19 protein-coding genes are annotated in these 21,532 nt (G+C 68.4%); 12 read left to right on the top strand and 7 right to left on the bottom strand.

Annotated elements, in window-relative coordinates:
* Nucleotides 1-1,266, bottom strand: coding sequence for an aspartate kinase (locus ACL03I_RS31430; RefSeq protein WP_356963440.1), 1,266 nt, complete (start codon nucleotides 1,264-1,266; stop codon nucleotides 1-3).
* Between the two features lie 163 nt (nucleotides 1,267-1,429).
* Here ACL03I_RS31430 and ACL03I_RS31425 point away from each other — a divergent pair, with 163 nt between their 5' ends.
* Nucleotides 1,430-1,843 carry a secondary thiamine-phosphate synthase enzyme YjbQ gene (locus ACL03I_RS31425; protein ID WP_355078703.1) on the top strand — a complete coding sequence of 138 codons (414 nt, stop codon included), beginning with the start codon at nucleotides 1,430-1,432 and terminating at the stop codon, nucleotides 1,841-1,843.
* A gap of 339 nt (nucleotides 1,844-2,182) precedes the next feature.
* Nucleotides 2,183-2,374 carry a DUF1918 domain-containing protein gene (locus tag ACL03I_RS31420; RefSeq protein WP_039794508.1) on the top strand — a complete coding sequence of 64 codons (192 nt, stop codon included), beginning with the start codon at nucleotides 2,183-2,185 and terminating at the stop codon, nucleotides 2,372-2,374.
* A gap of 81 nt (nucleotides 2,375-2,455) precedes the next feature.
* Here the strand turns inward: ACL03I_RS31420 and ACL03I_RS31415 are convergent, their stop codons facing one another.
* Nucleotides 2,456-2,803, bottom strand: a complete 348-nt coding sequence (locus tag ACL03I_RS31415; RefSeq protein WP_355078704.1) for a sporulation protein — start codon at nucleotides 2,801-2,803, stop codon at nucleotides 2,456-2,458.
* Between the two features lie 254 nt (nucleotides 2,804-3,057).
* On the opposite strand from ACL03I_RS31415, the gene ACL03I_RS31410 reads away from it, so the two are divergent.
* Together ACL03I_RS31410 and ACL03I_RS31405 are read left to right on the top strand one after the other, a co-directional pair.
* Nucleotides 3,058-3,516: an SRPBCC family protein gene (locus tag ACL03I_RS31410; RefSeq protein ID WP_355078705.1), complete on the top strand. Its 459-nt coding sequence runs from the start codon at nucleotides 3,058-3,060 to the stop codon at nucleotides 3,514-3,516.
* 86 nt (nucleotides 3,517-3,602) lie between these two features.
* Entirely contained in the window at nucleotides 3,603-4,814 is a 1,212-nt protein-coding gene (locus tag ACL03I_RS31405) for a low temperature requirement protein A (RefSeq protein WP_356963438.1), read from the top strand.
* Here the strand turns inward: ACL03I_RS31405 and ACL03I_RS31400 are convergent.
* The 4 genes from ACL03I_RS31400 to ACL03I_RS31385 form a co-directional block, all read right to left on the bottom strand.
* A complete protein-coding gene (locus ACL03I_RS31400; RefSeq protein WP_355078707.1) occupies nucleotides 4,792-5,661 on the bottom strand; it encodes an ion transporter in 870 nt (289 codons plus the stop codon). The genes ACL03I_RS31405 and ACL03I_RS31400 overlap by 23 nt on opposite strands.
* Before the next feature lie 122 nt (nucleotides 5,662-5,783).
* Nucleotides 5,784-7,403, bottom strand: a complete 1,620-nt coding sequence (locus tag ACL03I_RS31395) for a GMC oxidoreductase (RefSeq protein ID WP_355078708.1) — start codon at nucleotides 7,401-7,403, stop codon at nucleotides 5,784-5,786.
* A 76-nt stretch (nucleotides 7,404-7,479) separates the two neighbouring features.
* Complete coding sequence (locus ACL03I_RS31390) at nucleotides 7,480-9,084, bottom strand: alpha/beta hydrolase (protein WP_412807648.1); 1,605 nt, start codon at nucleotides 9,082-9,084, stop codon at nucleotides 7,480-7,482.
* A gap of 52 nt (nucleotides 9,085-9,136) precedes the next feature.
* Complete coding sequence (locus ACL03I_RS31385; RefSeq protein WP_412807647.1) at nucleotides 9,137-9,904, bottom strand: sulfite exporter TauE/SafE family protein; 768 nt, start codon at nucleotides 9,902-9,904, stop codon at nucleotides 9,137-9,139.
* A 270-nt stretch (nucleotides 9,905-10,174) separates the two neighbouring features.
* On the opposite strand from ACL03I_RS31385, the gene leuA reads away from it, so the two are divergent.
* Together leuA and ACL03I_RS31375 are read left to right on the top strand one after the other, a co-directional pair.
* Nucleotides 10,175-11,968 (top strand): 2-isopropylmalate synthase, encoded by a 1,794-nt coding sequence (gene leuA, locus ACL03I_RS31380; protein WP_355078711.1) that lies wholly within the window; start codon nucleotides 10,175-10,177, stop codon nucleotides 11,966-11,968.
* Nucleotides 11,969-12,233: 265 nt separating this feature from the next.
* Complete coding sequence (locus ACL03I_RS31375) at nucleotides 12,234-13,865, top strand: MinD/ParA family ATP-binding protein (RefSeq protein WP_412807646.1); 1,632 nt, start codon at nucleotides 12,234-12,236, stop codon at nucleotides 13,863-13,865.
* Between the two features lie 13 nt (nucleotides 13,866-13,878).
* Here ACL03I_RS31375 and ACL03I_RS31370 read toward each other — a convergent pair whose 3' ends face one another.
* Nucleotides 13,879-14,808 carry a LysR family transcriptional regulator gene (locus ACL03I_RS31370; RefSeq protein WP_355078738.1) on the bottom strand — a complete coding sequence of 310 codons (930 nt, stop codon included), beginning with the start codon at nucleotides 14,806-14,808 and terminating at the stop codon, nucleotides 13,879-13,881.
* Nucleotides 14,809-14,918: 110 nt separating this feature from the next.
* Here ACL03I_RS31370 and ACL03I_RS31365 point away from each other — a divergent pair, with 110 nt between their 5' ends.
* The 6 genes from ACL03I_RS31365 to ACL03I_RS31340 all read left to right on the top strand — a co-directional run bounded on the left by ACL03I_RS31365 (nucleotide 14,919) and on the right by ACL03I_RS31340 (nucleotide 21,478).
* Complete coding sequence (locus tag ACL03I_RS31365; protein WP_355078713.1) at nucleotides 14,919-15,869, top strand: EamA family transporter; 951 nt, start codon at nucleotides 14,919-14,921, stop codon at nucleotides 15,867-15,869.
* A 151-nt stretch (nucleotides 15,870-16,020) separates the two neighbouring features.
* Nucleotides 16,021-17,796, top strand: coding sequence for a hydroxysqualene dehydroxylase (locus tag ACL03I_RS31360; RefSeq protein WP_412807645.1), 1,776 nt, complete (start codon nucleotides 16,021-16,023; stop codon nucleotides 17,794-17,796).
* A 404-nt stretch (nucleotides 17,797-18,200) separates the two neighbouring features.
* On the top strand, nucleotides 18,201-18,587 hold the full coding sequence (locus tag ACL03I_RS31355; RefSeq protein WP_355078715.1) for a hypothetical protein: 387 nt from the start codon (nucleotides 18,201-18,203) through the stop codon (nucleotides 18,585-18,587).
* Between the two features lie 238 nt (nucleotides 18,588-18,825).
* A complete protein-coding gene (locus ACL03I_RS31350; protein ID WP_355078716.1) occupies nucleotides 18,826-19,467 on the top strand; it encodes a pyridoxamine 5'-phosphate oxidase family protein in 642 nt (213 codons plus the stop codon).
* Between the two features lie 65 nt (nucleotides 19,468-19,532).
* Nucleotides 19,533-20,771 carry a Mur ligase family protein gene (locus tag ACL03I_RS31345; RefSeq protein ID WP_355078717.1) on the top strand — a complete coding sequence of 413 codons (1,239 nt, stop codon included), beginning with the start codon at nucleotides 19,533-19,535 and terminating at the stop codon, nucleotides 20,769-20,771.
* Nucleotides 20,768-21,478 (top strand): type 1 glutamine amidotransferase, encoded by a 711-nt coding sequence (locus ACL03I_RS31340; protein WP_412807644.1) that lies wholly within the window; start codon nucleotides 20,768-20,770, stop codon nucleotides 21,476-21,478. The genes ACL03I_RS31345 and ACL03I_RS31340 overlap by 4 nt, the downstream gene beginning before the upstream one ends.
* The last annotated feature ends 54 nt before the right edge of the window (nucleotides 21,479-21,532 follow it).

Raw genomic sequence — 21,532 nt, 5'->3', positions numbered from 1 at the left:
CTATCGCCCCGTTCCCGCGTGGACCACCGCGACCTCGTCGCCGCCCAGGTCGAACGCCCTGTGCAGCACCTTGACCGCCTCGTCCAGCTCGGTGTCCTTGACCAGCACGGAGATCCGGATCTCGGAGGTGGAGATGAGATCGATGTTGACGCCCGCCTTGGCCAGCGCCTCACAGAACGTGGCGGTGACGCCGGGATGGCTCTTCATGCCCGCGCCGACCAGCGACACCTTGCCGATGTGGTCGTCGTAGAGCACCTGGGAGAAACCGATCTCGGACTGGCGCTTGGTCAGCATCTCGACCGCGCGGGCGCCCTCGGTCTTCGGCAGCGTGAAAGTGATGTCGGTCTTGCCCGTCTCGACCTTCGAGATGTTCTGCAGGACCATGTCGATGTTGATCTCCGCGTCGGCCACGGCGCGGAACACCTTGGCGGCGTAGCCCGGTTCGTCCGGCAGGCCGACCACGGTCACCTTGGCCTCGCTGCGGTCGTGCGCGACGCCAGTGAGGATTGCTTGCTCCAAGGGGATGTCCTCCATCGATCCGTAAACGTAGGTGCCCTGCTTGTCGGTGTAGGACGAGCGCACATGCACGGGCACGTTGTAGCGGCGGGCGTATTCGACGCAGCGCAGCATCAGCACCTTGGCCCCGCAGGCCGCCAGTTCCAGCATCTCCTCGTAGGAGACCTGCTCGAGCCGCTGCGCGTCGGGCACGATCCGCGGGTCGGCGGTGAAGACGCCGTCCACGTCGGTGTAGATCTCGCAGACGTCCGCGTCCAGCGCGGCGGCCAGCGCGACCGCCGTGGTGTCGGAGCCACCGCGGCCCAGCGTGGTGACGTCCCTGCTGTCCTGGCTCACGCCCTGGAAGCCTGCGACCAGCACCACGAGGCCCTCGTCCAGTGCGTCGCGGACGCGGCCGGGGGTCACGTCGATGATCTTCGCGTTGCCGTGCGCGCCCGTCGTGATCACGCCCGCCTGCGAGCCGGTGAACGAGCGGGCCTCCGCGCCGAGGGAGTGGATGGCCATGGCGACCAGCGCGTTGGAGATGCGCTCACCCGAGGTGAGCAGCATGTCCATCTCGCGGGCAGGCGGCGACGGCGCCACCTGCTGAGCGAGATCGAGCAGCTCGTCGGTGGTGTCACCCATGGCGGAGCAGACCACCACCACGTCGTGGCCTTGCTTCTTGGTCTCCACGATCCGTTCAGCGACGCGCCGGATCCGCTCGGCGGTCGCTACCGAGGATCCTCCGTACTTCTGAACCACGAGAGCCACGACAGGGTCCTCCAAGATCGACAACAAACTGGTAACAGTCATCCAGGGTACCGGCCGGGGCCAGCGGTTTTGCCGCTACCTACCCGGCTTGTGGAAAAGCACACAGCCGCATCCGATCCCGATCGCGCCGCGCGGGCCGCCGCGGATGGGGGACGATGGGCGCATGAAGAGCACGCTGCTCGAGGTGAGAACGGGCCACAGTGAAGTGGTACAGGACATCACGCCGCAGTGCGCGACATTCGCGCGAGAAGCGGGCGGTGACGGGCTGCTGCACGTCTTCGTGCCGCATGCCACGGCCGGAATCGCGATCATGGAACTCGGCGCGCGCAGCGACGACGATCTGCTGGCCGCGCTGCGTGATCTCCTGCCCGCCGACGACCGGTGGCGGCACGCGCACGGCTCGCGCGGACACGGGCGTTCGCACGTGATGCCCGCCCTCATCCCGCCCTACGCGACCGTTCCGGTACTCGGCGGAAAGCTCGCCCTTGGTACTTGGCAGTCGATCGCGCTGGTCGATCTCAATGTCGACAACCCGGACCGGCAGGTGCGGCTGTCGTTCCTCACCGACGCGAGCTGACCGGGCCCCTCCGGCCGAGGCGACGAATGTCCGGGGCAGACCGCGGCCCGGACAAGCCCATCCCCGGCGTGATGACCCGGCCCGACTCCGCCGGGCCGACGTGTGGCCGCGCGGGCGTGGGCAGCGTCCCGGGGGGACTCCGCCGCAGCGCTTGACACGTAGTACTACAAGCGGAGTTCTTTCAACTGCCGAGCGGTCCGCCGTGGTCACCACGGAGCGGAGCCGGGCACTGATCGAAGCCGCGGTCGACCGTGTGATGAGCGCGGATGACCGTGATCGGATCCCGTGCGCCTTCGCTGAGTGGTTGTGACGCGCAGCACTCCGTTCGATAATGGGGCGATGATCGCACATGTAGGAGATCGACTCTGCGTGCACGGACACGTGGTGGGAGAAGTGGATCACCTGGCCGAGATCATCGAGGTCCGCGGGCCGGACGGGACGCCGCCCTACGTGGTGCGCTTCTCCGACGGTCACGAGTCACTGGTGTATCCAGGGCCCGACGCGATCGTCGAGCCCGCCACGTCGGAATGACCGCCGCGCCGGACCGAGCGCTGGGCGGCCTCGCCCGCGCCCGGCCCGGCGCTCACCGACGGGGAACTGCGCCCGCCTCGCTCAGGCGCTTCGTTTGGCGCGCCGGGCCAGCGCGAAAGCCAGGATGGCCGCGATCAGCACCTTGCCCGCCGTCTCGATGATCGCGTTGACGTCGACGGCCGGATGCCAGGTCAGCCGACCATCGCGCAGCACGTAAGCGCCGACCGGCTTGGCGCCTACACCGAACGCCACGCCTTCGCCGGAGCCGTCCCCGTCGGCGCTGTTCCCGGTACCGCCGCCGCCACCACCGCCACCCCCGACCGAGGCGGCGGGAATGACTATCGCGCCGCCGGATTCGTAGGGGTCGCCGTAAACCCGGCGCACCGTGATCGCGTCGCGCGCCTGCGCCAGCAGTTCGGCGTATTTCATGACATCCTCCCGCCCGTACCGAAGGCGCCGGATCCCGGCGCCCATTCGGATCCGATCGTAGGCGCGCGAACCTCGGCCGAGCCCGTCCTTCCGGACGGAAGTTGTTCCGGCGGTTGCCCGATCGCCGATCTCGAGCAGATAACGGCACGTTATCCCGGTAACCGAGATGTGGTCTGGCACAGTCAGGTTGACGAACCGGACAAATCACGGAGACAATCGGCCGGACTTGTCCATCCGGGTGTCGGAGGTATGCCATGCGCACCAAAACGGATATCCGATTCTTCGTCGACACCGATCCCGGACAGGTCATGGACGCCCTGACCGACGTCGAAGCGCTTCCGGAATGGTCGTCGTCCTACAGCGACGTCCGGGTCGCGACCCGCGACGCACGACGCAGACCCCGGCGGGTCTTCCTCAAGGCGGAGCTGCTCGGCAGCTCGGATTTGCAAGTGCTGGAATATGATTGGACCGACGACCGGTCCTCCTGGATCGTCGCCGACAGCACCAGGGGCGTGCGGGGCGGCGGTTTTTTCGAGGTGACCGACAGCGTCGACGGCACGCACGTCTGGTACCACGTCGAGCTCTATCTGCCCCTCCCGGTTCCCGGATTTCTGCTCAAACGCACTTTCCGCAAGGCCAACGAGGTGGTCGTGGAGTGCTTCATAGATTTCGCCGAGCGGTTCCCCGAAACGGAGACCTATCAACCCGTATAGCGCGGACGGCTGCGCTCTGCGCGAAATCGGCCGCCGGGCGAAGCAGCGGACCGGCGCGGAATCGGCCGGGGTGCGACGATGAGCGCATGATCGGTTCCAAACGGGTGCGGTTCCAGCCGATGGCCGAAGGCGCGTCGGTGACCCAGCTCGAGTTGTTCTTCGACCTGGTGCTCGTCTTCGCGTTCACCATGGTCACCGGCTTGGTCGCGGAGGAGACCAGCGCGAAGAACATGCTGCGCGGGCTGCTGGTGCTCGCGGTGATGTGGTGGCTGTGGATCGCCTATTCCTGGCTCGGCAACGTGGTCCGCGCCGACGAGGGCATCGCGCGGGTCGCGATGTTCGCCGCGATGGGCGGCGCCTTCCTCGCCGCGCTCACCATCCCGGAGGCGTTCCGAGATCTGGCCGGAGGATGGTTCGGTCCGCTGGTCTTCGCCGTCGCGTACCTGATCGTGCGGTTGGTGCATTTCGGGATGTTCTGGCTGGCCAGTTCCGAGGATGCGCAATTGCGCGGCCAGCTGCTGCGCTGGGCGCTCGGGTCGATCACCCTCGGCACCACATTGCTCGTCGTCGCCGCCATGACCACCGGTCGCGTGCAGATCGCGCTGTGGATAGCCGCGATCGCGGGCGACTACCTCTGGACACTGTTCGCGGGCACCGATTGGCGGTTGAATTCGGCCACCCATTTCGTCGAGCGATACGGGCTGATCATCATCGTCGCGCTCGGTGAATCGATCGTCTCGATCGGTATCGGGGTGGCCGGCCTGCCGATCTCCTGGCCGATCGCGCTCGGCTCGCTGCTCGGCCTCGCCATTTCCGGTCTGCTGTGGTGGGCGTATTTCGACGTCGCGGCCCTGGCGGTGGAGCACGAACTGGTCCACGCCGAGGGCAAGCGGCAGATCAAGATCGCGCAGGCGTCCTACACCTTCTGGCATTTCCCGATGATCGTCGGGATCATCGCGCTGTCGCTGGGGCTGAAGAAGGTCCTGTACTACGTCGGGGATTCCGCACACCACACTTTGAAGGACGCGCTGTACGGAATTCCGCTCTACGCCCTCTACGGCGGCGTCGTGCTGTATCTGATCGCGCTGGTGGGTTTCAAGCACTACGCCACGCGCACCGTCACGGCGCCGCGCGTGGTCGCCATCGTGGTGCTGCTGGCGCTCATCCCGTTGGCCTGCGCCTTGCCCGCGCTGGCTTCGCTGGCCCTGCTGTGCGGCGTCATGGTCGCGCTGATCGCTTGGGAGACCGTGCGTTTGGCACAGCCGCGGGACGCGATCAGGCACGCGGTACCTGATTGAGCCGATGCCGCACGCAGTCCTCGTCGGGCGTGGGCCCGTACGCGGACGGCGGCACCCGCACACCGTCGCGAACCGCGTCGCGGATCTGATCGATGTTCTCCCGCAGCACGTCCGCGACGAGTTCGTCGGTGCGCGGATCCTCCAGCACCTGGAACACGATGCGGAACGTGGTGTCGGCGATCAGCCGGATGATCTCGTCGTGGAACGGGATGTAGCGCACCCGTCCCGCCTGCGGGTCCTTCTTGATCAATTCCACGATCATCTCGTCCAGTTCGGCGCGGTTCTCCTCCAGGGCGGCCGCGATGTTGCGGGTGTAGTGGCCGGTGCGCAGCACCTCGGCCACCTCGTCCATCACCGCGATCGTCATCGGACGGCGGATGGTGTCGACGATGGTCGCCACGAACCGGTTCACCACCGCGGCGGTCACCCGGTCGCCGAACACCCGGTCGGCCACCCGGGCCAGCCGGACGCCGATCACCACGACCCGCAACAATCGGAAGCCGCGGAAGAACGGGCTGGTCACCGGGATCATGCCGACGACCTCGTACCAATAGATGAACGGGAAGGTCCACGGCCAGCCCGCGCGGCGCCAGCGCCACAGGAACTCGATCGCGAACACCCCGCACAACGTCCAGTCGACGACCACGACCACGTGGTAGGTGTGCCCGGAGACCGGGAAGAAGGTGATCCAGGCGACCAGCGCCACGGACACGATGGCCAGCGCCAGCATCAGGAAATCGGTCCAGAGCATGGGCGGCTTGCGCGGATAGTCCTGTGGCTCCGGCGCGTCCCGCAGACCGTATCGCTCGACGGAGGAGCTCTCGATACCCGAGCTGGGAGCGGACACTGCGGTTCCCTTCGACGCCGAACGGTGCCGCCGACATTAGTACGCGGAAAGCACGCTCGGCACGGTTGGCGATACCCCCGGGAAGGACGCCGGGCGAACGCTTCGCCCGGCGCAGGCGGATTTCAGCGACCGGTGCGAACGATCGCCTCGATATTGCGTTCGGCCAGCGCGGCGATGGTCAGCGACGGGTTGACCGTTCCGGTGCTGCCGGGTATCGCGGCGCCGTCCATCACGTAGAGGCCGGGGTGACCGTGCACCCGGCCGTAGCCGTCGGTGGCGCGCCCGAGCACCGCCCCACCGAGTGGATGCGCGGTGAACAGCGCGTTCGCGTCGTAGCCGAGGGCGCTGTACTCGACGAGGGCGTCCGCGCGTTCGGCGATCCGGTGGTCGACCGCGCGGGCCAGCGCGACCGTCTCGTCCCGGTTCTTGACCGACCAGCTCAGCCCGACTCGGTTCGTGGCCCGGTCGTAGCCGAACCGGGTGCGGGTCGAGTCGAGCACCATGCCGAGCGAGGCGAGCGCGCCGGTCTCGAACGGGATGCCGGGGATGTACCAGCTCTCCAGGGTCAGCGGCACGGCGGACTCGTCGAAGATCCGGCTCGCGCTCGGCACGCCTTGCCCCTGACCGGCCAGCGCGCTGGCCCCGCGAGCCAGGACCACGTCACCGTTGGTGCCCCACCCGTCGCCGACGTGTTCGTTCAGGTTCGGTAGCGCGCCGGTGGCCTGCGCACGGACCAGCAGTTCGGAGGTACCGATCGACCCGGCGCCGAGGAAGAGCCGATCACAGGTGAGGGTGCGGGTGGACAACACGTCACCGGTCGGCGACAGCTTCGCCACGGTGACCGCGTAGCGGCCGCCGGATTCCTGCGCGATGGCGTCGACTCGGTGGCCGGGGAAGACTCCGCACCGGCCGGTGCCCTGTGCGTATGCCAGGTAGTTCTGATTCAGGTCGAACTTGGCGCCGTTGGAGTTGCCCAGATTGCTCCTGGCCGCCGTCGCGGAAGCCCTTGACGCTCCGGCTAATTCGGCGCGCAGGATGTCCCAGTTGAAAATCGAGTCGTTGGCCTGGGGTTGATAGCCTGCCTTGCGCACCTGGTCGTCCCAGGCGCGGGAGTGCGCGAACGGCGAGGAGTTGTAGATGTCCGCCGGCATCGGGCTCAGCCGCAACATCTGGCGCACGCGCGGGTAGTAGACGCGCTCCATCTCGCCGTAGTCGACGCCGCCACCGAAGACGTGGTCGAAGAAGCGACGCTCCGGGGCGATCATGGCGCCGCTGAAGATCACCGAACCGCCGCCGACGGCAGCCGCGCGCCAGACGTCGATGCCCGGATACTCGGTGCAGTCCAGCACGCCGCCGAAACTGGCGAAATGCATCGGCACCTTGGTGACGCCGGTGAAGTTGGTGCGGTGCCAGAAGCCGCGACCGTCGGGGAGGTCGTCGCCGGTGAAGATCTCCCGCCACGGGTCGTTCGGCCAGCGCGAACCGCGCTCCAGCACGGTGGTGGCCACCCCGGCCTCGGCCAGGCGCAACGCGGACACCGCGGCGCCGAAGCCCGAGCCGACGACGATCGCGGGCGAGTGCTCCGGCGGGTCGGGAATCGGGGCGAAGATCTCCGGAACCCAAGCGTGGAACAGGGCCTCCCACATCGGATCCGCGGACGCCGCACCGGTCCCCGTCATCGATCCCACAGCACCGAGCAGGGCGGCCGTGCCAGCCGCCTTGAACAAGGCACGTCTACGCACCGGTCACCTTCCATCATCAGGCTTAGCGTGCGCAGATTACCGGTATTCCCGATTTGTGAACAGATATCCGTTTTCGCTATCGCTCGAACGGCAGCTCGTCCGCGCGACAGGTCGCTCCCGGGGCGGGCAGTTGCAAGTCGACGAGATAGCGCTCGCGCAGTTTGCGTGTGCATTCGCCGAGCACAGCGTGCCCGTAGCCGCCTTCGACGACGACCAACCGTGCGTTCACCAGTTCCCGCTGCGCGCGCCGCGCGGCGCTGAGCGGGGTGACCGGGTCGAATCGGTTGTTCACCAGCACGGCTGGGGTGTCCGATCGCAGGATCCACGGCCCGGCGTATCGCTGGGCATACCCCTCGGGCGGCGACGGCCAAGAGGCGCAGGCCTGGTGCAGCCACAGCCAGAGCGGGCCGTAAGTAGAGCTGACACGCGCCAGATCCTTTGCAAGCGAAGGCCATTGGGACGAGTCACGGGGAAAGTTGTTGTCCGCACAGGAGATCGCCGTGAACGAGTCGAGGAAGTCATACGGTTGCGTTGTGGCCGAGAGGATCCGGCCGACCGTGTCGGGATCGCCCGACGGGCCGCGCTCCAGTTCGGCGAGCAGTTGAGCCAAGGCGGGCCAACCCTCGTCCGGGTCGTACAACAACAGCGCATGCGACGACAGCGCCTCGGCGTAGGTGACCGTGCGCGCTCGCTCCCCGGCCCCCACCACCAGCGGCGCGTCGCGAAGACGTTGCAGCACAGCGTCATTGCGAGCGCGAAGGTCAGTGGAGCGGCCGGGATCACCCGCGCCGCCGTCCGGCGCCGCGAAGGCACAGCGCTCCCGGCCCGCGTCCGCGCACAACCGCAGGAATTCATCGAGCACTTCCTCGGTCCCGGCCGCGGTGGTCTCGATGGCGCTGCGCGTGTCGTTGGTGTAGGCGTCCGGGTCGATCATCGACGCCAGGTGCAGGGCGCGCACCCGATCGCCGAACAGCGCGCCGTACATCTGGCCCAGGTAGCTCGCGTAGGAACCGCCTTCATAGGTCAGCTGGGGGTCGCCGACGGCCCGGCGCAGCAGGTCCAGGTCGCGCGCCGCGTCGACGGTGGTCAGGTGCCCGAGCAACGCGCCGCCGTGCGCCGCGCAACCGGCGGCCAGCTCGCGGCTCGCCGCGTCGGCCGCGCGCTCCTGCTCCGGACGCACGGGCGGCAGCGGGGCGCCGGACCAGAACCGCCGCTGCTGCTCGGTGTCCGCGAAACACCGCACCTGCCCGCTGCGGCCGACGCCGCGCTGGTCGAAGGTGACCACGTCGAAGCGGCGCGCGAGTTCGCCGCCTAACAGTTCTCCCTTCGCCGCCCAGCGCAGCCCCGAGCCTCCGGGACCGCCGACGGCGGAGAACAGCGTGCCGATCCGCCGCTGCGGGTCGGCGGCCTGCTGACGCACCACCGCCAGCCCGAGGGTCGGGCCGTCGGGGTGCGCGTAGTCCACCGGAACTTGCGCGGTCGCGCACTGGAACCGGCTCAGCTCCGGCTCCGCGCACCCCGCCCACTCCAGCCGGGGCGTCGGCGCGGCGTCGGCCTGGGCGACCAGGTCCGCGACCGCCGACTCGTGTCGGCTCGGCGGGCCGCCGCAGCCGCTCACCACGGGCAGCAGCGCGGCGAGCGCGGCGACGATGACGATTCTCCAGCTAGGCACGGCATTCATCCTGGGCTCCGTGCCCGGTGGCCGTCGTCACCCTGAGGATTGACATCCGGCTCTAGGACGTCACCAAACGGATCACCGCGATCAGTCCGACCACGACGATGACCGCCCGCAGCAAGGTCGGCGGCATCCGCCTGCCCAACCGCGCGCCGAGTTGCCCGCCGATGATCGAGCCGAGCGCGATCAGCACCACCGCGCGCCAGTCCACGTCCGCAACGACGATGAAGATCAGCGCGGAGACCGCGTTCACGATCAGGGCGAGCACGTTCTTCGCCCCGTTGAGGCGCTGGATGTCGTCGTGCACGAAAACGCCGAGCAACCCGATCAGCAGCACGCCTTGCGCGGCCCCGAAGTACCCGCCGTAGACACCGGCGGCGTAAACCGCGGCGAGCAGGATGGGCCCCCCGTGCTCCGGCACCGGGGCGCCGTCGTTCTCCCGGCGGCGCTTGACCCAGCTCGCCAGCCGTGGCTGCACGACGACCAGCACCAATGCCACCATGATCAGAATGGGCACGATCGCCTTGAACGCTTCGGCGGGCAGCACCAACAGCAGCACCGCACCGGTGATGCCGCCGAGCAGCGAGGCGGTGCCCAACCGCAGCAGCCGCTCGCGCTGCCCCGCCAGTTCGCGGCGGTATCCGTGCACGCCACTGATCGAGCCGGGGACCAGACCGATGGTGTTGGACACATTCGCGGTCACCGGCGGCAGGCCGAACGCGAGCAGAACGGGAAAGGTGATCAGCGTGCCGGAGCCGACGATCGTATTGATGCCGCCCGCCGCGATGCCCGCACCGAAGACGGCCAGTTGCTCCAGCCAGGTCATTGCCAATCCTTCGACGTCCCGTCGGACCCTGGGCCCGTACAAGCGTGGTTCACTGCCGGACCGAACGGTAGCGGGGTCGTCGGATCACCCGACGACGGGACCACCCTTCCCGGCAGTATCTCCGCACGGTAAACTCGCGGACATCATGCAGCGGGCACTTCTTCTCGACCGCCGCGACGGGGTCTGATCGGACCGGCTCCCGTCGCGGGGTTTTGCCGCGCCGGTCGACCAGCCCCATTGGGAAAAACGACATCCTCGGGAGAACCGCCCATGTCCCCTGCTGACGCATTTGTGTCCGGCGCGCGCACCATCACCGCGCCGAGCAGACCAGCCCCCGCCGACCAGCCCGGCTGGAACAAACAGAAGAACTCCTCGATGCCGACGTTCCGTTACCGGCCCTTCGCCGAGGAGGTCGAGCCGATCACGCTGCCCGACCGCACCTGGCCGGACAAGGTCATCGACCGGGCGCCCGGCTGGTGCGCGGTCGACCTGCGCGACGGCAACCAAGCGTTGATCGACCCGATGAGCCCGGCCCGCAAGCGCCGCATGTTCGACCTGCTGGTGCGGATGGGTTACAAGGAGATCGAGGTCGGCTTCCCCTCGGCCAGCCAGACCGATTTCGACTTCGTCCGCGAGATCATCGAGGACGGCGCGATCCCCGACGACGTCACCATTCAGGTGCTCACCCAGTGCCGCCCGGAGCTGATCGAGCGCACGTTCGAAGCCTGCGCGGGCGCGCAGAACGTCATCGTGCACTTCTACAACTCCACCTCGATCCTGCAGCGCAAGGTGGTCTTCCGCGCCGACCGCGACGCGGTCAAGAAGATCGCCACCGACGCCGCCGCGTTGTGCCTGGAGATCGAGCAGCGCTACCCGGACACCAATTGGCGTTACGAGTACAGCCCGGAGTCCTACACCGGCACGGAGCTGGAGTACGCCAAGGATGTCTGCGACGCGGTCTCGGCGATCATCGCCCCGACGCCGGAGAAGCCGCTGATCATCAACCTGCCCGCCACCGTGGAGATGGCGACTCCGAACGTCTACGCCGACTCGATCGAGTGGATGAGCCGCAACTTGGCCCGCCGCGAGGCGATCGTGCTGTCGCTGCACCCGCACAACGACCGCGGCACCGCCGTGGCCGCCGCCGAGCTGGGCTACCAGGCCGGCGCCGACCGGATCGAGGGCTGCCTGTTCGGCAACGGCGAGCGCACCGGCAACGTGTGCCTGGTCACGCTGGGGATGAACCTGTTCTCCCGCGGCGTCGATCCGCAGATCAACTTCTCCGACATCGATGAGGTCCGCCGCACCGTCGAGTACTGCAACCAGTTGCCGGTGCACGAGCGGCACCCGTACGGCGGCGACCTGGTCTACACCGCGTTCTCCGGCAGCCACCAGGACGCCATCAACAAGGGTCTGGACGCGATGAAGACCGCGGCCGACGCCGCCGAGGCGGACGTCGACGACATCGTCTGGGAGGTGCCCTACCTGCCGATCGACCCGAAGGACGTGGGTCGCACCTACGAGGCGGTCATCCGGGTCAACTCGCAGTCCGGCAAGGGCGGCGTCGCCTACATCATGAAGACCGACCACGGGCTGGCGTTGCCGAGGCGGCTGCAGATCGAGTTCTCCCAGGCGATCCAGAAGATCACCGACGGCGAGGGCGGCGAGGTGACGCCCAAGGAGATGTGGGACGTCTTCCACGAGGAGTACCTGAGCCCGATCCGGCCGCTGGAGCGGATGCGCCAGAAGGTCACCGCGTCGGAGACCGACGGCGGGGTCGACTCGATCGTGGCCGTGGTGAAGGTCGACGGCGTCGAGCAGGAGATCACCGGCAAGGGCAACGGACCGCTCGCGGCGTTCGTCGACGCGATCGCCGCCGTCGGTTTCGACGTCGAGGTGCTGGACTACTCCGAGCACGCCATGTCCGCGGGTGACGACGCGCAGGCCGCCGCCTACGTGGAGTGCGCGATCGGCGACAAGGTGGTGTGGGGCGTCGGCATCGCCACCTCGATCACGACCGCGTCGCTGCGCGCGGTGGTGTCGGCGGTGAACCGGGCGCACTGACAGCGCATCTCGGCAAGTACGCGGACGGGCGCCGCGCGGGTTCCACCGCGCGGCGCCCGATCTCGCTGGGACAGACCATTTGTCGCGGGCATTCGGCTCCCCAAGCCCGGCATGCCTACCGCGACACGGGGTAGCGAACCCCGTGCTAGCGTTGGATTCGCACTCCAAGCGCCGAGCTCTCTGCTCGAACTCCCGAGCAGATGGGGGAACCGTGACAACAAACGACCACAATCCGACCTCTCCACCCTGGCTGCAGAGTCATTCCGTGGATACGGCCGAAGTCAGCGACGTGGAGTCATCGGCCAAGGACCCGTCGGCCGAGCCGGCCGGCGGCACGGAAGCGAAGGAAACCGACGTGTCGGCCGGGTCGGCCCAGCCGGACGCCCAACCCGAACAGCCCGAGCCGCACGGCTCGACGGAGCAGACCACGGCCTACCCGCAAGCCGCCCCGGTGGCGCAGGCATGGGCTCCCCCGCAGGCCGGACCGGCCGAGCCCTACGGCTCGTACGCCCCGCCGAACGCGGGCGCGTATCCCCCTCCGTCGCCCTTTCCAGGAGAGCCGTTCACTACCGGCACCTTTCAGCCACCATCGGGCCATAGCGGTAGCCACCCGATAGCCCCGCCTCCGGACGGACCTCATCCCGGTTACGGGGAGTACCGCCAGGAGATCGGCGGCGACGGCCTGACCCGGCATGTGCCCATGGATTCCGCGCAGCCCGAATCTCCTGCGCCGCAACTCGATCAGCCCAGCGGCCCGATCTACAGCTGGGCGCCGCCGCCTCCGCCGGTGACGCACCAGCCTCCGCCGCCCGCCTATCAACCGCCGCCTCCGCCGCCGCTCGGGCAACCGCAGGGGCCGGGCTGGCAAGGCGGGCCGGGTCCGCACCATTCGGTACCGCCGTTCCAACCGCAGCATGTGCCGCAGCCCGGCCAGCCGGGACATTCGGTGAACGACCTGAATCTGCTCCGGCGCGCCCGCAGGGCGCCGCGCAGCGGCTGGCGTCGTGCGGTGCACAAGGTGTCCGGCGGCATGATCAATCCGGGCGAGTCGGCGGCCGACATCGTCTACCAGGACCTCGCCGACCGGGTGAACCAGCCGGTGCGCGGTGACTACCGGATCGCGATTCTTTCGCTCAAGGGCGGTGTCGGGAAGACCACCACCACGGTCGGTCTCGGCTCCACCTTCGCTTCGCAGCGCGGCGACCGGGTCATCGCGATCGACGCCAACCCCGACCTGGGCACGCTCGCGCACCGGGTGCCACGGCAGACCCGCTCCACCGTGCGCAACCTGCTCGAGGATCAGCACATCACCAGGTACTCCGACGTGCGGGCGCACACCTCGCAGGCGCCGAGCCGCTTGGAAGTGCTCGCCAGTGAACAGGATCCGGCGGTCTCCGAGGCGTTCAGCGAAGCGGACTACCGCAAGGCGATCAGCATTCTGCAGTCGTTCTACAACATCATCCTGACCGACTGCGGCACCGGCTTGATGCACTCGGCGATGGCGGGCGTGCTGGACATGGCGAGCTCGCTGGTGCTGGTCACCTCGCCCGCCATCGACGGCGCGCGCAGCGCGTCGGCCACGCTGGACTGGCTCGACCACCACGGCTACGGCAAGCTGGTGGAACGAACCGTCGTGGTGGTGAACGCTTCCCGGCGCGGCGCGTCCACCGTCGACCTCGACCAACTGCGCAAGCTGTTCCTCGATCGCACCCGCGCGGTGCAGGTCGTGCCGTTCGACGATCACCTCGCCGAGGGCGCGGAAATCGATCTGGAACTGGTGAGCAAGCCGACCCGGCGGGCGCTGCTGGAGCTGGCGGCGATGGTCGCCGACGACTTCGGCTACGTCAGCTCGCAGGCCCAGCATCCCTACCGGCACCAGCCACCGCACGGATTCTGATCGTCGCGCGGAATCATGCTCCTGCGGCGGAACCCTTTCCGTGCGCAGAGTCGGCCGTCGCGAGTGCGGCGGCCGACTCGAACGCCGCGAGCACGGCCGCGATCGCCGGACGGGCCTCGGCCCGGGGCCGGGTGGCCAGTTCGTATATCCGAGCGGCGCGCACGCCGGACAGCCGTAGCACCGCCAGATCAGGGTGGCCGACCGCGTAGCGAGGCATGAGCGCGACACCGTAGCCGGTGGCGACCAGCGTCTCGATGACGCGGAAATCGTTGAGGCGCTGCGCTATACGCGGCTGCACGCCGGTCACGGTGGCGATCGAGCGCAGTACGTCGTCGACGGGAAAACCGCCCCGCACGCTGAGCCAGGTCTCGTCGGCCAGTTCCTCCGGCGCGACGGCCGAACGGCCAGCGAGCCGATGCGTCGGCGCCGCGACCACATCGATCGGCTCGCGCATGAGCACCCGGGTCGCGACGCGCGGGTCGGCGATAGGTGCGGCGCGCTCGTCGCGATGGGTCAGCACCACGTCGTAATCGGCGAGCAGTCGCGCCACTTCCGAGGGCGGCACGTCTTCGTCGCGCGCGATCACCTCGACTCCGCTGTCCACCATGCCGGGCAGCACATGCGGCAGCAGCAACGCACCGCCCGAGGGAAACACCGCGACGCGGACCCGTCCGCGCGGCGAGCCGCGATAGTGCGCCATCTCGGCGACCGCGCGATCCATTGCGGCGAGCACTTCGTCGGCGCGCACCACCAGTGCACGACCCGCGTCGGTGAGCCGCACGCGTCTGCCGTCCGGTTCGAGCAGGGCCACGCCCGCCTCCCGCGCGAGCACCTTGAGCTGCTGGGAAACGGCGGAGGGCGTCATGGACAGTGCTGCCGCCACGGCGGCCACCGTGCCGCGATCGGCCAGCTCACGCAGCACACGCAACCTCTCCAGCGCCATGGGCGGGCCGGCCACGACCGGTGCGGAACCGAAATTCATTAAGTGAAGCTACATCATTGATCCATAATTATTCGATTGTTCTGATCTTTAGCAGACCGCACGATGAAGGCGTGACCAACCGCGACCGCCTGCTCGGCCTGACCGTCGTCCTGCTCTGGGGATTGAATTTCCTCGCCATCCGGGTCGGGCTCGACCACTTCCCCCCGTTCTTCTTCGCGGCGCTGCGCTTCGCCGTGCTCGCGGTGCCCGCGCTGCTTTTCATCCCGCGCCCTCCGGTGCGGATGCGGTGGATCCTTCTGTACGGCACCGGTTTCGGCATCCTGCAGTTCGCGTTCCTGTTCACCGCGATGCGGGTGGGCATGCCGACCGGCCTGGCCTCGCTGGTACTGCAATCCTCGGCGCCGTTCACCGTGCTGCTCGGCACGCTGCTACTGGGCGAGCGGATCCGCCCGGTGCAGATCGCGGGCATCGCCGTCGCGGTGGCGGGCATGGCGGTGATCGGCTGGGACCGGCTCGCCCACGCCACCCTGCTTCCGGTTCTGCTGACCTTGGCGGGTGGGTTGGGCTGGGCGTTCGGCAATATCGGCGCACGACTGGCCGGTACCGAGACTCCCGGCGTCAACCCGCTGCACCTGATGCTGTGGACCACCGCCATCCCGCCGGTGCCGCTGTTCGCGCTGTCGGCGTTCGCCGAGGGGCCGACCACGGGAGCGCGGGCTTTGGCCGAAGCGTTCACACCGGCGGGCCTGCCCGCTCTGCTGGCGCTCGCCTATATCGCCGTCCTCGCCACTGTGGTCGGCACGGGGTTGTGGACCTATCTGCTCGGTCGCTATCCGGCCGGCCTGGTCGCGCCGTTCTCCCTGCTCGTTCCCATCGTCGGCATCGCCGCGGCGTGGACTTTCCTGGGCGAGACTCCGACCACGTTGTCGCTGATCGGCGGGGTGGTGGTGCTGGCGGGAGCGTTCGCCGCCACGTCGAGCAGGCCACGCGCGACTACGGTGAACGCCCGCATCGAGCCATCGGGAACACCCGCGATGGCAGGTACCGGTCGCCCGGCCTAGCGGGCCGTACCCACGTTCGGTGTGCATTCCGTCACGAAATTCGCATTCCGCACCGGCCGCTGTACGGGGTCGGTGCGAATCGATCGGCTTGCCGCTTTACAGTAGTGCCCGGCGTGGAAGTTGGTCCCTAGGCTAGGCAGCAGAGCGGCGCATGGCAGACAATCAGTGGACCGTATCGCGAAGAGCACTGCTTCGTAACACGGTCGCGGCGGGGGTGGCTACGGCGGGGGCACTGACGGCGGGTGCGCTGAAACCCACGCCTGCCGCAGCGAATCCCGGCGGCAAAAGGGTCGCGGTACTCGGCGGCGGTGTCGCGGGCCTGACCGCGGCACACGAGCTGGCGGAACGCGGTTTCCAGGTCACCATCTACGAGAAACGGGCATGGGGCGGCAAAGCCCGCAGCGTCGGCGTGCCCGGCACCGGAACGGGTGGACGGCCGGATCTGCCCGGCGAACACGGCTTCCGTTTCTTCCCCGGCTTCTATCAGCACGTGCCGGACACGATGCGCCGAATCCCGTTCCCCGGCAACGCGAACGGCGTGTGGGACAACCTGGTCGCGGTGCCGGAAGCACGATTCGCCCGGCACGGCGGCGACGACTTCCGCGTCCCGCTCGGTCCGCGCGCCCGCGCCGAGTTCTCCCCGGACAGTTTCCGCGAAACGCTCGGCGCGGCGCTGTCGACCGCACTCAAGATGCCTTCCAACGAGGGCGTCTACTTCGCCGAACGCCTGCTGGTCTTCAACACCAGCTGCGACGCCCGCCGCCTCGGCCAATGGGAGCGCACCTCCTGGCACGATTTCGTCGGCGGCCACGCGCGCTCGCACGAGTTCCGCGCGCTGCTGTCGCGCACGCTGACCAGCATCATGGTCGCCGCGAAAGAGAACATCGCGAGCGTGCGCACCATCGGCACGATGGGCGAGCAGTTCCTCGGCAATCCCTTGGGGATCGGCAACGACGGCAGCCTGGACCGGGTACTGAACGGTCCGACCAACGCGGTCTGGATCGAGCCGTGGACGCGGCGGATCCGCGAACTCGGAGCGGATTTCGTGCTCGGCGCCGAGGTGCGCGAGCTGGAGGTGCGCGACCGCAGGATCGTCGCGGCCCGGGTCGTGGACGAGACCGGCGCGCAACGCACGGTCGAGGCCGACTATTTCGTCGTGGCGTTGCCCGCCGAACGCGCGCGCACGCTGTGGTCGCCGCAAGTACTCGAGGTCAGGCCCGATTTGGCCGGGATGGACAACCTGTTCACCGACTGGATGAACGGCATCCAGTTCTATCTGCGCCGACCGGCCGACATCTCGCGCGGTCACACCGCCTACATCGACGCGCCGTGGTCGCTCACCTCGATCAGCCAGAACCAGCTGTGGCGCCGCAAGCTGACCGAGTTCGGCGACGGCGGCGTGCAGGACTGCCTTTCGGTGGACATCTCCGACTGGAACACCCCAGGCATCGTGTTCGGCAAACCCGCCAAGGAGTGCACCCACGAGGAGATCGCTCGGGAGGCGTGGGCCCAGATCAAGGCCCATTTGGACGATCGCGGCGAGGTGCTGCGCGACGCCGACCTGCACTCCTGGTTCCTCGATCCCGGCATCACCTGGCAGGAGGGCGAGCGGCGCAACGCCAACGCCGACCCGCTGCTCATCAACACCGCCGGGTCGTGGGAGTACCGTCCGCAACCGCACGGCGCACTGGAAAACCTCTTCCTGGCAGGCGATTACGTGCGCACCAACGTCGACCTGGCCACCATGGAGGGCGCCAACGAGTCCGCGCGCGCCGCGGTGAACGCCCTGCTGGACGTGGCCGGTTCGAACGCGGAGCGCTGCCGGATGTACACCCTCTACCGCGCCACCGAACTGGAACCGCTGCGCCGCATCGACGCCGACCGCTACGGGGCCGGCCAGCCGAACATGTTCGACGTCCCCGCGTGAATCGCGATCGATCCGCGCGGCAGGGTGATAGGTCTGGCGTCAGGGGCGAATTCTGTTCTCCGAGTCATTGCGCTGACCGAATCGAAAGGATAGTCTCTGACCATGCATGGGGAAGAGGGGGAACTCAAAACGCGGGGAAAAATTTGGCGCTGGAACAGCAAGCGCGCGACTGGGATCGTTGAGTCGCTCACCGGAGATCACATCTGGTTCGGATTGGACTCGTTACGTGGGAGGAATTTCGATGACATCTCGATAGGAGACGTCGTCGAGGTCGAGTACGAATTCGCCCAACAAGACTCCCACACCCTGCGCGCAGTAAGAATTGACTGGTTGTAGATCACTCTTTCAACTGGGGGGATAATGAAACTTTTGCGGCGGCCCTCGCCACTGCCGCGGTTCTATGCATGCCGTGCTTCGCTGCCGCTGAACCCGATCCGGCAGACCTCGAATTCACGGCGAATTCCGCATATCGAGAGTATCAGAACAATATCGCAAAGTTCACCGGACAGGTGAACTACAGTTCGAACAATTTTGCATGGTCGCTGAAGCTACTGCCCGCGACTCAAAGCGTCGTGTACGGCAGCATGAGTTGCCATACAACTATAGGTGGGATTTCCGGGTACTCCGACGATCATCAAGACATTCCGCGCGACTACCTCCTCCATTCGAGCGTGAAAATTGATCGAGGAAGATGGTACAAGCTGCGCAGTCGATGCGATTTCAAGGTGCTGACCGACACTGGAATGCAGCCGGGAAATGTGGAAACGGCTGTCGACTTCATCGCCAGGTGATCGACTCCTGACCTCGTGAGGAATCTCCGAGCCGGACCGGCGCAAGAGTGCGTGCATACGAACGCACCCACAGCTGAAGGCCACGCTGTGGAATCCGCGCGCCGGATTCGACGCCGACCGCTACGCGGCCGGCCACCTAACATGTTCGACGTCCCCGTCTGAGCGGATGTGATCGATCTCCCTTCGCCGGAGCCGAATTCGATCGCCATCCCCCAGGCCGCGGTGCTTGAATCGAACTATGCGTGAGAGCACCGCCTCCGACGAGATCACCGACCCGGCAGACCTGCGGGCATTGCTCGGCGAGGTGGCGCCCCGCGCGGCCACCAAGGAGCGCCCTGTCCTGCATGCCAGGGACCGGGAGTGGATCGCGCTCTCCCCGTTCCTGGTGATGAGTACGAGCGACGCGGACGGCAACTGCGACGCCTCGCCGAAAGGCGATCCGGCGGGGTTCGTGCGGGTGCTCGACGACACCACCCTCGCCATCCCGGAGCGCCCCGGTAACCGCCGCGCCGACGGCTACCTCAACATCCTGGCCAACCCGCACGTCGGCCTGCTGTTCGTGATCCCGGGACGCCGCGAGACGCTGCGGATCAACGGCCGCGCCCGGCTGGTGCGCGACGCGCCGTATTTCGACGACATGGTGGTGCGCGGGCACCGCCCGATCCTCGCTGTCGAGGTGGAGATCGACCAGATCTTCTTCCACTGCGCCAAGGCGTTCATGCGCAGCCATCTCTGGGAGCCGGAGCAGTGGCCGGAGGACACCCTGCCGAGTCCCGCCTGCCTGGTCAAAGAGGTGCAGACGAACGTCGCGGAGACGGTGGAGGAGCTGGAGCGCTACTACTCACCGGAGAACTACGCGGCCAAGCTCTACCGCGACTGACCCGCGTGGCCCACGCCACCCGACCGCGGCGCGCCCGGATCGCGCGTCGAACATAGACTCGCGACGTGGCAGAACTATCGGTGCGCGGACGGCTCGCGCTGGCGGCGGCGGCCGCGGCGTCCTGGGCCTCGCAGAAGGCGGGTCGTGGTAAAGGGTCGATGATCGGCGGACTGATCGCGTTGAAGATCGATCCGACCGTCATGGACCAGCTCGGGCAGCGGCGGCGCACCGTGCTGGTGACCGGCACGAACGGCAAGTCGACCACCACGCGGATGACCACCGCCGCGCTCAGCACCCTCGGCGCGGTCGCGACCCAGGCCGACGGCGCGAACATGGACGCGGGCATCGTCGCCGCGCTGAACGCGCACCGGCGCGCGCCGCTGGCCGCCATCGAGGTCGACGAACTGCACCTGCCGCACGTCACCGATTCGCTGAACCCCTCGGCGGTGGTGCTGCTGAACCTCAGCCGCGACCAGCTCGACCGGGTCGGCGAGATCAACATGATCGAGCGCAAGCTGCGCGCGGGCCTGGCGAAGCACCCGGCCACCGTGGTGGTCGCCAACTGCGACGACGTGCTGGTCACCTCCATCGCCTACGACCATCCCAACGTGGTGTGGGTCGCTGCGGGCAGCGGCTGGGCGATGGACGCGACCAGCTGCCCGCGCAGCGGCGAGCCGATCGTCTGGGAGGGCGCGCACTGGCGCAGTACCGGAGCGGATTTCCAGCGTCCCGAACCGGACTGGTGGCTCGACGGGGACGATCTGGTCGGGCGGGAGGGCAAGCGTTTCCCGCTGCGGCTCGCACTGCCGGGCCGGGCCAACCGCGGCAACGCCGCACAGGCGGTGGCCGCCGCGGTCGCGCTGGGCGCCGACCCGGAGCAGGCCGTCGCGGCCGCGGGCACGGTCCGCGAGATCGCGGGCCGCTACCGCACCGTGCAGGTCGGCGAGCACGACGCGCGTCTGCTGCTGGCCAAGAACCCGGCCGGCTGGCAGGAGGCGCTGTCGATGATCGAGCCGACCTCGGCGGGCCTGGTGATCGCGGTGAACGGCCAGGTACCCGACGGCGAGGACCTGTCCTGGCTGTGGGACGTGCGCTTCGAGCATTTCGAAGGCGTGCAGGTGGTGGCGGCGGGCGAACGCGCCACCGACCTGGCGGTGCGACTGACCTACGCGGGCGTGGAGCACACCCTGGTGCCCGATCCGGTCCGCGCCATCGCGTCGTGCCCCGCGGGCCATGTGGAAGTGCTGGCCAACTACACCGCCTTCCGTGATCTCAACCGTGACCTCGAGGAGCGGGCTTCATGACCGAGTCGACCTTCCGCATCGGCCTGGTGCTGCCGGACGTGATGGGCACCTACGGCGACGGCGGCAACGCGCTCGTGCTGCGGCAACGACTGCGCATGCGCGGCTACGACGCCGAGATCGTCGAGATCACGCTGTCGGAGCCGGTGCCCGATTCCCTGGACGTCTACACCCTGGGCGGCGCGGAGGATTCCGCCCAGCGTCTGGCCACCCGGCACCTGCAGCGCTACCCCGGCTTGCAGCGCGCCGCCGGGCGAGGCGCTCCGGTGCTGTCGATCTGCGCGGCCATCCAAGTCCTCGGCCAGTGGTACGAGACCTCGGCGGGCGAGCGAGTCGACGGCGTCGGCCTGCTCGACGTCACCACCTCGCCGCAGCACAAACGCGCCATCGGCGAGGTGACCACCACTCCACTGCTCGACGGGCTCACCGCACCACTCACCGGCTTCGAGAATCACCGGGGCGGAACGAAACTCGGCGGCGACGCGCAGGGTCTGGCCCGTGTCATCCGCGGCGTCGGCAACGGCGTCGGCGACGGGCTGGAGGGCGTCGTCCAGGGTTCGGTGATCGGCACCTACATGCACGGCCCGGCGCTGGCCCGTAACCCCGAACTCGCCGACCTGCTGCTGATGCGCGCCCTCGGCGTCACCGAACTGGCGCCCCTCGACCTGCCCGAGGTCGACCAGCTCCGCCGGGAGCGCCTGCGCGCCTGAGCCTGTTCCCGCCGGTCAGGTCGCCGGAGTAGCTGAATTCGCGGCAATCCGGAT

It is taken from the genome of Nocardia sichangensis, from assembly GCF_047200615.1.
GTDB classification, from domain to species: Bacteria; Actinomycetota; Actinomycetes; order Mycobacteriales; family Mycobacteriaceae; genus Nocardia; species Nocardia sichangensis.
Note: the sequence above shows the minus strand (reverse complement) of the source record. Positions and strands in the feature narration are given on the sequence as shown.